Origin of the sequence: Desulfocurvus sp., from assembly GCF_023230885.1 — a bacterium.
In the GTDB taxonomy this organism is placed as follows: Bacteria; Desulfobacterota; Desulfovibrionia; order Desulfovibrionales; family Desulfovibrionaceae; genus Desulfocurvus.
Map to the genome: position 1 here is coordinate 1 of NZ_JALNWM010000117.1, position 10,260 is coordinate 10,260.

Below are 10,260 nucleotides of genomic sequence, written 5' to 3' on the forward strand. Positions count from 1 at the left end.
CCCCTGGCCGCCGTGGTCGCCCAGGCCCTGGAGGTCGTCGGCCAGAACTTTCTCAAGCGCCCCGAGTCCGCCCAGGGCCCGGCCCCGCGCACCCTGGAGCCCAAACCGTGACCGCCGCACCCGCCGCCAGCGCCGCCGCGATCCCCGCCACCGCAGTGGTGCTCACCTTCAACGGCCAGCGGCACCTGGAACGCACCCTGGCCTCCCTGGACTTCTGCCAGCGCCTGCTGGTGGTGGACTCCGGCAGCACCGACGCCACCCTGGACATCGCCCGCGCCGCCGGGGCCACCATCCTGGCCCGCCCCTGGGAGGGCACCATCCCCCAGTTCCGCTTCGCCTTCGAGCATGTGGACACCCCCTGGATCGTAACCCTGGACCAGGACGAGTTCCTCTCCCCCGAGCTCAAGGCCAGCCTGGGCGCCGCCCTGGCCGACCCCGGGCAGGCCACCGGCTTCTACTGCCCGCGCCGCTCCTGGTACCTCGACCGCTTCATCCGCCACTCCGGCTGGTACCCCGACCTGCTCCTGCGCGCCTTTCGCCTGGACGCCGTGGAAATCCGGGGCACCCTGCCCCACGAGGAATTCCACCCCACCGGCCCCGTGCGCACCCTGTCCGGCGATATCGTCCACTACCCCTACGCCGACCTCGCCGAACACCTGGACAAGATCAACCGCTACACCACCACCGCCGCCGCCGAACTGCACCGCCAGGGCCGCCCCTCCAGCCTGGGCCGCGCCCTGGCTCACGGAGCGGGCAAGTTCGCCAGGCAATACCTGCTCAAGCAGGGCCTGCGCGACGGCCGCGCAGGCCTCGTCCTGGCCGTGCACGCCTTCCTCTACGCCTTCCACAAATACATGAAGCTCGACGAACTCAACCGCCGCGCCGGACGGAAATAGCAGCGCGGCAAAGCGACGGCAACGGCAGCGGCCACAGCCTGCGGCGACGGCCACGGACTGCGGCCGCCGGGAGAGGGGGCGGGGGGAACCCCCTTTTTCCCAAGCGCCAGAAGCCGGTTCCCCCCGCCCCTCTACCGGACCCTCTCCCCTGCCCCCCTCCCGGAAAATGCGCTCTTCGGGAACAGGCCCCGGAAACGGCACGACCCCTCGACGGCATGCGCCGCGCCAAAGGCAGAAGGCATCCGCCCAAAGCGGCGCGGGCAGACCGGATTTCCCCCGGTCATCCCTGCGGCGCGCTGCAAGCACGGGGACAGGGCCGGGCAGGCTGCGTTCCGTGTCCAGCAAGGTTTGCCATCGCGACGAATTCTGCTAGGGTGCTATCTTGTGGAAGGAAGCCCCGGCATGATCCGTATCGCTCGCACCCTGCGGCCCGCGCGGCTGCGCCAGACCTCGCAGGTCTTTTTCGGCCCCGGCGGGGAGCACGGGGGGCGGCGCGCCCCGGCCGGGGTCGTCGTGCGCGCGGCGCATGGCGGACCCTGCGCGACCGCCGTCCCGTTCCCCTCCCCGCCCCTTGATCCTGCCCCCCAGCATGCCCCCGCCCCCCCCTGCGGCCCTGCGGCCCAGATGCCCGGCCAGCGCCCGGGGAGCCGCCCGTGAGCGCCGCCGGGGCCGTCCCCGCCCCCGGCCAGCGCCGGGCCGCCTTGCGCGCCGCGCGCGACGTGCTGCTCTTCGCCCTGCTGCTGGCGGGGGCCGCCGCGTTCCTGGCCTCGGGCGAGCACGGGCTGGGCTACCACTGGAAATGGTACCGCATCCCGCGCTATCTCGTGCAGGCCGCGGACGGCGCCTGGGCCGCCGGCCCCCTGCTGCGCGGGCTGCTGGTCACCTTCCAGATAGCGGCCCTGGCCATGGTCCTGGCCCTGGTCTTCGGCCTGGGCGCGGCGGCCCTGCGCCTCACGCGCTCCTTCACCGCCCGGCTGCTGGCGCGCGGCTATGTGGAAACCGTGCGCAACACCCCGCTGCTGACCCAGATCTTCTTCATCTACTACGTCATCGCCCCGGTCCTTGGGCTGGACGCCTTCGCCTCGGCGGTGCTGGCCCTGGCGCTGTTCGAGGGCGCCTACGCCGCCGAGATATTCCGCGCGGGCGTCCGCTCCGTGGACCGGGGGCAGTGGGAGGCGGCCCTGGGCACGGGCCTGACCCGCTGGCAGGCATACCGCCGCGTGATCCTGCCCCAGGCCGTGCGCCGCGTGCTGCCCCCGCTCACGGGCGTGGCCGTGTCCCTGGTCAAGGATTCGTCCCTGGCCAGCACCATCGCCATCTTCGAGCTGACCCAGCAGGGCAACATCATCGCCTCGGACACCTTCCTGGTCTTCGAGACATGGTTCACCGTGGCCGCCATCTACCTGTGCGTGACCCTGCCGCTGTCCCTGGCGGCGGCGGGGCTCGAACGGCGCCTGGGCACGGGGTGCTGACCGTGCCCGCCCGCGTCCCACCCCCAGCCTGCGAGGAGGAATCCCCATGCGCCCCATCACCCTGACCCTGGCCGCCCTGGCCCTGGCCCTGGCCCTGGCGGCCCCCGCCGCCGCGGGCGAGACCGCCGCCGCGCTCACCCGCGAGAGCGCGCTCACCGCCATCATGGAGCGCGGCGTGCTGCGCGTGGGCTTCGACACCTTCGTGCCCTGGGCCATGAAGGACAAGTCCGGCGCATTCATCGGCTTCGAGATCGACGTGGCCGAGCGCTTCGCCAGCGACCTGGGCGTGCGCGTGGAGCTCGTGCCCACGGCCTGGAAGGGCATCATCCCCGCCCTGCTGGCCGGAAAGTTCGACCTGCTCATCGGCGGCATGAGCATCCGCGCCGACCGCGCCCAGCAGGTCTACTTCTCCGAGCCCTACTATTTCTCGGGCCAGTCCATGGTCGCCAGCCGGGCCAAGGCCGCAGACCTCAAGACCCTGGAGGACTACAACGATCCCTCCGTGGTCATCGTCGCCCGCACGGGCACCACGGCCCAGAAGGCCCTGGAAACGCACTTCCCCAAGGCCCGCAAGCGGCTGTTCGAAAAGGAGCCCCAGGCGTTGCAGGAGCTGCTCTCCGGCCGGGCCCACGCCTTCGTGAGCATGGCGCCCCTGCCCGCCCAGCAGGCCGCCGAGCACCCCGAGGCCCTGTTCGTGCCCGTCGAGCGCAACCTGACCAACGAGCCCAACGGCATCGCCATGCGCAAGGGCGACCCGGACCTGCTCAACTATGTGAACAGCTGGATCCAACAGATTCGCGGCGAGGGCTGGATCCAGGAGCGCTACCACTACTGGTTCATGACGGCGGACTGGAAGGACCGCGTGGAGTAGCCCGGCCCATGCAGGACCGCCCCGCGCGATTCACGGCCCTGGACGCCGTGCTCCTCGCCGCCCTGCTCTGCGGGGCGGCCCTGCTGGCGTGGCGCGCCACCGCCGCGCAGGACTACACCTGGCGCTGGCACGTCCTGGCCCAGTATCTCGTGCGCCTCGACGAGGCCACCGGGCGCTGGGTGCCGGGGCTGCTGGCCCAGGGCCTGGCCACCACCGTGCGCCTGAGCCTGTGGACCATGCTCCTGGCCACCCTTTTGGGCGGGGGCATGGGCCTGGCCCGGGCCTCGGGCAGCCTGTTCTGGCGGCTGACGGGCGGGGTCTACGTGGGCCTTGTGCGCAACGTCCCGCCCCTGGTGCTCGTCTTCATCTTCTATTTCTTCCTGTCCGACATGCTCCTGCGCGCCCTGGGCATCGAGGCGGCCGTGCGCGCCCTGCCCGGCTGGGCCGCCGGGGCCCTGGCCTGGGTCATGGCCCCGGCGGACCAGCTGCCCAACTTCCTGGCCGCGCTGATGACCATGGCCGTCTACGAAGGCGCCTACATCGCCGAGCATGTGCGCGCGGGGATCCAGTCCGTGGAGCGCGGCCAGCGCGAGGCCGCCCGGGCCCTGGGCTTTTCGCCCTGGCAGCAGATGCGCCTGGTGATCCTGCCCCAGGCCGTGGCGCGCATCGTCCCGCCCCTGGCCGGGCAGTTCATCGCCACCATCAAGGACACGGCCATCGTCTCGGTCATCAGCGTGCAGGAGCTGACCTTCCAGGGCCTGGAACTCATGGCCGCGACCTACATGACCTACGAGATCATGATCGCCATCACCCTGCTCTACCTGCTGCTGACCCTGGCCTGCTCGGCCCTGGCGCGGCGCCTGGAGCTGCACCTGCGCCGCGCCTGAGGCCGGAAGCCGCCCGGCCCGGTTGACCTGCCCCGGGCGCCGGGGTACGCTTGCCCGATACGGGGCTCTCGCCCCGCCACCCCGAAGCCCCAAGGAGGCCCGCAATGGCCCGGAAGAAGGTGAAGGTCTACGCCCTGTCCACCTGCGTCCACTGCAAGCACGCCAAGGAGTACCTGGACGAGATGGGCGTGGAGTACGAGTGCGTCCATGTGGACCAGCTCGTCGGCGACGAGCGCAAGGCGATGGTCGAGGAGGTCCGCCGTTTCAACCCCGCCACGTCCTTCCCCACTGTGGTCATCGACGACGAATGCGTCATCGTTGGCTTCAAGAAGGACGAACTCGACACGCACCTGAGGTAGGCATGGACGCCAAGACGCTGTACGCGGCCCTGCGCAGGATTCAGGAGCCCAAGGGCTACTTCTTCAACAACGACCTGGACGGCATGACCATGCCGCTTCTGGAAAACCTGCTGGTGAACAAGGAGCGCTACGGGCACATGGCCTGCCCCTGCCGCCTGGCCTCCGGCGACTTCGAGCTGGACCGCGACATCGTCTGCCCCTGCGTCTACCGCGAGGCCGACGTGGCCGAATACGGCGCCTGCTTCTGCGGGCTGTACGTCAGCCGGGAATGGAACGAGGGCGGCATCGAACGCCCCACGGTCCCGGAGCGCCGCCCCCCGGAAAAGGTCATGGCCGCCCTGCTGGGCGGGTGAGGCCCCCGCAGCCGAAGGCGAAGCCGCCCCGGCCGGATGGTTCCGGCCGGGGCGGCTTTGCTTGCTTCGCGGCGCGGGTTTCAACCCCGCGTGGTCAGGCCGTATTTGCGCAGCTTGTATTGCAGGGTGCGGCGGCTGATGTGCAGGGCGTCGGCAGTGCGCTGGCGGTGCCCGCCGTACAGGGCCAGGGCCTCGACGATGGCCTGTTTCTCGGCCTCGTCCAGGGAGGGCGCCGCCCGGGGCGGAACGGGGCCCTCGGCGGGGGCAAGGCCCGGGCCCGGGGTCCGGACGGCGTGCGCCGCGCCCGGGGCCAGCACCTGGGGCGGCAGGTCCGAGGCGGACAGGGAGTCCGTGCGCGAGAGCACCAGCGCCCGTTCCAGGGCGTTTTCCAGCTCGCGCACGTTGCCCGGCCAGTGGTAGCGGCCCAGGGTCTCCATGAACGCGGGGGAAACCTCGCGCACGGTCTTGTTGTTCTTGCGCGCCAGCTTGCGCAGGAGGTGCGCCGCCAGCAGCGGCAGGTCGTCCATGCGCCGGCGCAGCGGCGGGATGGGCACCTCGAGCACGTTGAGGCGGAAATAGAGGTCCTCGCGGAAGCGCCCGGCCTGGACCTCGGCCGCCAGGTCGCGGTTGGTGGCCGCCAGCAGGCGCACGTCCACGGGCACGGCGCCCACCCCGCCCAGGGGCTCCACCAGGCGCTCCTGGATGGCGCGCAGCAGCTTGGCCTGCAAGCCCAGGGGCAGCTCGCCGATCTCGTCCAGGAACAGGGTGCCCCCCGAGGCGAGCTGGAAGCGCCCGGGCTTGTCCTTCACCGCGCCGGTGAACGCGCCCTTGACGTAGCCGAACAGTTCGCTCTCCAGCAGCTCGCCGGGCAGGGCCGCGCAGTTGACCTTGATCAGCGGGCCGCGCACGCGCGGGCTCGCGGCGTGCAGGGCGGCGGCCACCAGCTCCTTGCCGGTGCCCGATTCGCCGGTGATGAGCACCGTGGCCTCGCTGGCCCCGGCCTGCGCGATGAGCCCCTTGACGCGCTGGATGCCCTCGGACTGGCCGATGATCTCGCGCAGCTCCGGGGCCATGTCGGCCTCGCGCCGGAGCTCCAGGTTCTCGGAAACCAGGCGCGAATACTCGTAGGCCTTGCCCAGCACGGCCACCAGTTCGTCGTTGTCGGCGGGCTTGGTCAGGTAGTCGAAGGCCCCGCGCTTCATGGCGTCCACGGCGCTGCCCACGGTGCCGAAGGCGGTGAGCATGACCACCGGCACCCCGGGCGATTTGGCGCGGATGGCCCCCAGGGCCTCCAGGCCGTCCATGCCCGGCATGCGCATGTCGAGCAGGATCACGTCGGGCCGCGCCCCGGGCAGCAGGTCCAGGGCGGCCTCGGCGCTGGGCGCCTCGGTCACGTCCCAGCCCTCGTCGAGCAGCACGGCCCCGACCATCATCCGCAGGGCGGGTTCGTCGTCCACCACCAGGACGCGGCGCTTCTGGCTGACAGCGATCATGGGAGTCCTCCCTGTTCAGGTTCGCAGGCGTGCCGCTCCGCGGCGCCGGGGAAACACAGCCGGACCTCGGTGCCGTGGTCCGGGCCCTGGCGGCGGGTTTCGATATCCACCCGGCCGCCGTGGTTGCGCACGATGCGGTGCACGATGGCCAGCCCCAGGCCGGTGCCGTCCTTCTTGGAGGTGAAGAACGGCTCCAGGGCGTGGGCGCGCTCCTCGTCGGTCATGCCCGGGCCGCTGTCGCGCACGGCCAGGCAGGCCCGCCCCGGGCGCCGCGAAAAGGCCAGCACGATGCGCCGGGGCTCCCCGGGCGGATTGGCCCCCACGGCCGCAAGGCTGTTGAGAAGCAGGTTGAGCAGCGCCTGCTTGAGCATGTCCGGGTCGGCATGGACCACGGGGCTTTCGTCCGGGCCGTCCCCGGCTTCGGGGGCGATTTCCACGGCCAGTTCGGCGCCCTGGTGCTCCAGATCGAAGCGCAGCAGCTCGCGCAGCTCCCCGGCCAGGGCGGCGGCGTCCACGTCGGCCTTCTCGGGCGCGCGCGGGCGCGAGAGGAACATCAGGTCCGAGATGACCTTGTCCAGGCGGTCGGCCTCCTTGACCATGGTCGCGGCGTACTGCTCCTCGGGCTGGCGGCCCTCCAGCTTCTTCTTGAAGAACTGGGCGAAGCCGCGCAGGGCCGAGAGGGGGTTGCGGATCTCGTGGGCCAGCCCGGCGGCCAGCCGCCCGATGGCCGCCTGCTGGCGGGCCTCGGCCAGGTCGTCCTCCAGGGCCTTCAGGTCCGTGCGGTCGCGCACCAGCACCAGCCGCTCCCCGGCCTCGCCCTCGGCCGAGGCCGCAGACGGCAGGGGCATGGACAGAATCTCCAGGCTGCGCCCGCCCACGCGGGCCTGCTCCCAACCCTTGCCCCACAGGCAGGAACCGCCGGTCGGGGTGTCGGTTTCCAGGGGCAGGTCGTCGAAGCGCTGGCCCACCAGCTCGCCGCCGCCGGTGAGCAGGACGCGCGCGGCGGGGTTGGCCGCGCGGATGGAACCTCCGGCGCTCACGGTGAGCAGGCCGTCGGGCATGGTGTCCAGCAGACGGGAGTGGAAGGACTCCAGGCGGTGCAACTCGCGGCTCTGGTCGCGGCGGCGCACATAGGCCGCGCCCAGGCCCCACAGGAACACCGCGACCATGATCACATAGCCCGTTTGCAGCAGGGCCGTCCGGCGGAACTTGCCGAAGGTCGCCAGATGCTTGCGCGGGTCGATACCGACCAGCAGGAAGGGCCCCCGGGGGCCCGCCCCCTCGCTTCCGGGCGAGGCGATGTCGGGGCACAGCCGGGCCAGCCCGGGCCGGGCACGCAGCCCGGCCACGAACACCTCCGGGCCCGCCGCGCCCTGGTAGAGCGCGGCCCATTCCCCGGCGGAGCCCAGGCGCTCCCAGGCCGAAGGCGGCAGGGCCGGGATGTCCGGGGCGTTGCGGGCCCGCGCGTTGAACAGCACCCGCCCGTCCGACGTGAGGATGGCCACGAACTGCACGTCGCTGTTGTCGATGAGGTCGGCGAGCATCTCGCGCAGGCGGGGCGCGAAAAGCGCCCCGGGCGGGGCTCCGTGTCCCCCGCGGTGCATGAGCCCGGGCAGCATGCGCTCCATCCCGCGCATCTCGCGGGCCATGGTCGCCTCCACGCCGCGCAGGATGACCTGCGAGGACAGCAGCAGGTGCTCCTCGATGGTCCGGCGCTGGCGCTCCAGGTTCTGCCAGGTAAGAAAGGACAGGGCCAGACCGATGAGCACCACCGCCAGGGCGGCGGCGGTGAGGTAGGTCCGGTTGCTGGAGCGCAGGCCTATGTCCATGCGGGCGACCTTCCGAAAGTGCCCCCCGGGCGCCGATGCGGCCCGGGGCGCCGCCCACACGGCGCCCCGGGCATCGGGAGGAGGGAGGCGATGAAACGGTTGTGCGGCCGGCTATCCGCCGAAGGCCGCGAATTCCTCTTCCAGGCCGGGCTGCGCGCCGGGGCCCATGCCCGTCAGATCCTGCGGGGCCTCGGCCTCGGAGGCGTCGCCCTGGCCCCAGCCGGGGCAGCCGCCCCCGCCGTGGCCCATGCCGTGACCCATGCCGTGACCCTGGCCGGGGCCCCGGCCGGGGCAGTCCATCATCCTGGCGCCCATGTCGGGCAGCCCGGCGGCGGCGAGCTTCTTGCGCAGCTCCACCTGGGCGGCGAACAGCCGGGCCTTGAGCTCGCCGAGCTCCCCGGTCAGGGCGTCCACGGCCTTCTCGTCCACGGGCCGGGCGCGCAGGGCCGAGTCCAGCAGCGCGTGCTTGGCGCGCAACTGCTCATGCAGGGGGATGACGGCCTTCTGGTGCTCCTCGAACAGGAAGATGGCCTGCTCGCGCTGCTCGGGCGTCAGGGCCGGGCCGGGGCCGCCGGGACCGGCCACGGCCAGGGCCGACAGGGACAGCACGGCCACAAGGGTCAGGCAAAGAGCGAGAGATTTCCTGGACATGCAAAAACTCCTAGGGGATGGCGTTGCATTGGCAAAGGCTCCCCCCGTCTAGCTCGAGCCGTGCCAGAATAAATTTCTTTTTATTTCATGCATTTAAGCTGAGCACCCATCTTGTGCAAGCTCCGTTGTGCAAAGCACAGCACAGCACGGCCCCGCTTTTTGTGCAAGCTGTTTCACGCGCCCCGGCGACCGCGCGACGGGTGCGGGCCACGGCCGGGACGCCGCCCGGCCCTTTCGCCGCGCCCGGGCAGGGCTCCGGGCCCGCCGGAAAAGAGATGCCCTCCGGGGTGGCCACCAGGACGCCTATGGTCCGCTCCGGGCCCGCCGGAAAAGAGAGGCCCCTCCGGGAGGAGGGGCCTGAGGCAAGGGTTGGGGTGAGGGTGGGAGGGAGGAAGGAGGGTGTCTTCTTTATGTCATCTGCCGAAGCGGTCAGTTGCTAGTTGCAGCCCATCATGGCGCCGCAGCCGGGGCCCGCGCCGCAGCCGGACATCGGGCCGCCGCCGCGCATCATGCCGCCGTGGCGGCCGCCCATGCCCATCATGAAGCCCTGGGCCGGAAGCCCGGCCTCGGTCAGGGCCTTGCGCAGGGCCACGCGCTCGGCGAAAATCCGGGTGTGCAGGTCGCTGACCTCGGCGGTCAGGGCGTCCACGCGCTTGGAGTCGGGGGTCACGGCCGCCAGCTCGGCGTTCAGCATGGCCCGCTTGGCGAACAGTTCGCGCTGGGTCGGGGCGGTCCGCTCCTGGAAATCGGTGAACAGGGCCTGGGCCTTCTCCTGCTGCTCGGGGCTCAGGGCCGCTCCGCCCCAGCCGCCGCAGCCGCCCATGCCGGCCTGCATCCCGTAGCCGTGGCCGTGGCCTTGCCCGTGTCCGGCGGCCAGGGCCGACGTATTGAAAGCCAGGGCGGCCACTGCGACCAGGGCACCCAGGGCGACGAAAGTGGTGATTCGCTTGGTCATGGAAGTCCTCCATCGTGTTGTGGCGCGCCGGGGCTGCGCCTTGCTTTTTCTGCGGCGGGACGAACCGTCGTCCCCCTTGCCGCCCTTAAAGCACAGGGCGTGCCAAACGATAAAATACAATGAAAACAATGGTAAAATTATCACCGCCATCAGGGCGCGCATGAGTTGTGAACCCTCGCGCACATCGTGCTTGCACATCTGTGCACCGGGTTGCACACCGCGGCCGCGGGGACGGAAGCGCCGGACCGGGGCCGGGCAACGTTTCGGGGCTGGCTTGCAGCCCGTGCCCCGGCAAACCCGCCGGAAGCAGCAAACCGGAGCGGGCAAGGCCCGGGATGCGGGCTGAAGGGGGCGGCGAAGGGACGGACAAGGCCCGGGGGGCGGGGAAAAGGACGGTGAAGGGGCGGCTCAGCCCGCGAGCTGGCTGTACAGGGCGGCGTAGCGCCGGATCACGGCGGGCAGGGCGAAGTGTTCGCCCACGCGGGCGCGCGCGG

Annotated in this window: 10 protein-coding genes; 6 read left to right on the plus strand and 4 right to left on the minus strand. The window is 71.6% G+C overall.

Annotated features, from left to right (window positions below):
• Window positions 1-107: 107 nt before the first annotated feature.
• The 6 genes from M0P34_RS09500 (at window position 108) to M0P34_RS09525 (ending at window position 4,838) form a co-directional block, all read left to right on the plus strand.
• The gene (locus M0P34_RS09500) at window positions 108-896 is read left to right on the plus strand and encodes a glycosyltransferase family 2 protein (RefSeq protein ID WP_291498677.1); all 789 of its coding nucleotides are present in this window, start codon (window positions 108-110) and stop codon (window positions 894-896) included.
• A 653-nt stretch (window positions 897-1,549) separates the two neighbouring features.
• Window positions 1,550-2,368, plus strand: coding sequence for an amino acid ABC transporter permease (locus tag M0P34_RS09505; protein ID WP_366062399.1), 819 nt, complete (start codon window positions 1,550-1,552; stop codon window positions 2,366-2,368).
• Between the two features lie 46 nt (window positions 2,369-2,414).
• Window positions 2,415-3,239, plus strand: a complete 825-nt coding sequence (locus M0P34_RS09510; RefSeq protein ID WP_291498678.1) for a transporter substrate-binding domain-containing protein — start codon at window positions 2,415-2,417, stop codon at window positions 3,237-3,239.
• 8 nt (window positions 3,240-3,247) lie between these two features.
• The gene (locus tag M0P34_RS09515; RefSeq protein WP_291498679.1) at window positions 3,248-4,126 is read left to right on the plus strand and encodes an amino acid ABC transporter permease; all 879 of its coding nucleotides are present in this window, start codon (window positions 3,248-3,250) and stop codon (window positions 4,124-4,126) included.
• 104 nt (window positions 4,127-4,230) lie between these two features.
• Window positions 4,231-4,485, plus strand: coding sequence for a glutaredoxin family protein (locus M0P34_RS09520; protein WP_291498680.1), 255 nt, complete (start codon window positions 4,231-4,233; stop codon window positions 4,483-4,485).
• Between the two features lie 2 nt (window positions 4,486-4,487).
• Window positions 4,488-4,838 (plus strand): ferredoxin-thioredoxin reductase catalytic domain-containing protein, encoded by a 351-nt coding sequence (locus M0P34_RS09525; RefSeq protein WP_291498681.1) that lies wholly within the window; start codon window positions 4,488-4,490, stop codon window positions 4,836-4,838.
• A gap of 80 nt (window positions 4,839-4,918) precedes the next feature.
• Here the strand turns inward: M0P34_RS09525 and M0P34_RS09530 are convergent, their stop codons facing one another.
• The 4 genes from M0P34_RS09530 to M0P34_RS09545 form a co-directional block, all read right to left on the minus strand.
• On the minus strand, window positions 4,919-6,331 hold the full coding sequence (locus M0P34_RS09530; RefSeq protein ID WP_291498682.1) for a sigma-54 dependent transcriptional regulator: 1,413 nt from the start codon (window positions 6,329-6,331) through the stop codon (window positions 4,919-4,921).
• Window positions 6,328-8,160 carry an ATP-binding protein gene (locus M0P34_RS09535; protein WP_291498683.1) on the minus strand — a complete coding sequence of 611 codons (1,833 nt, stop codon included), beginning with the start codon at window positions 8,158-8,160 and terminating at the stop codon, window positions 6,328-6,330. The genes M0P34_RS09530 and M0P34_RS09535 overlap by 4 nt, the downstream gene beginning before the upstream one ends.
• Before the next feature lie 111 nt (window positions 8,161-8,271).
• The gene (locus M0P34_RS09540) at window positions 8,272-8,811 is read right to left on the minus strand and encodes a periplasmic heavy metal sensor (RefSeq protein WP_291498684.1); all 540 of its coding nucleotides are present in this window, start codon (window positions 8,809-8,811) and stop codon (window positions 8,272-8,274) included.
• A gap of 436 nt (window positions 8,812-9,247) precedes the next feature.
• Complete coding sequence (locus M0P34_RS09545; RefSeq protein WP_291498685.1) at window positions 9,248-9,766, minus strand: periplasmic heavy metal sensor; 519 nt, start codon at window positions 9,764-9,766, stop codon at window positions 9,248-9,250.
• Window positions 9,767-10,260: the final 494 nt, after the last annotated feature.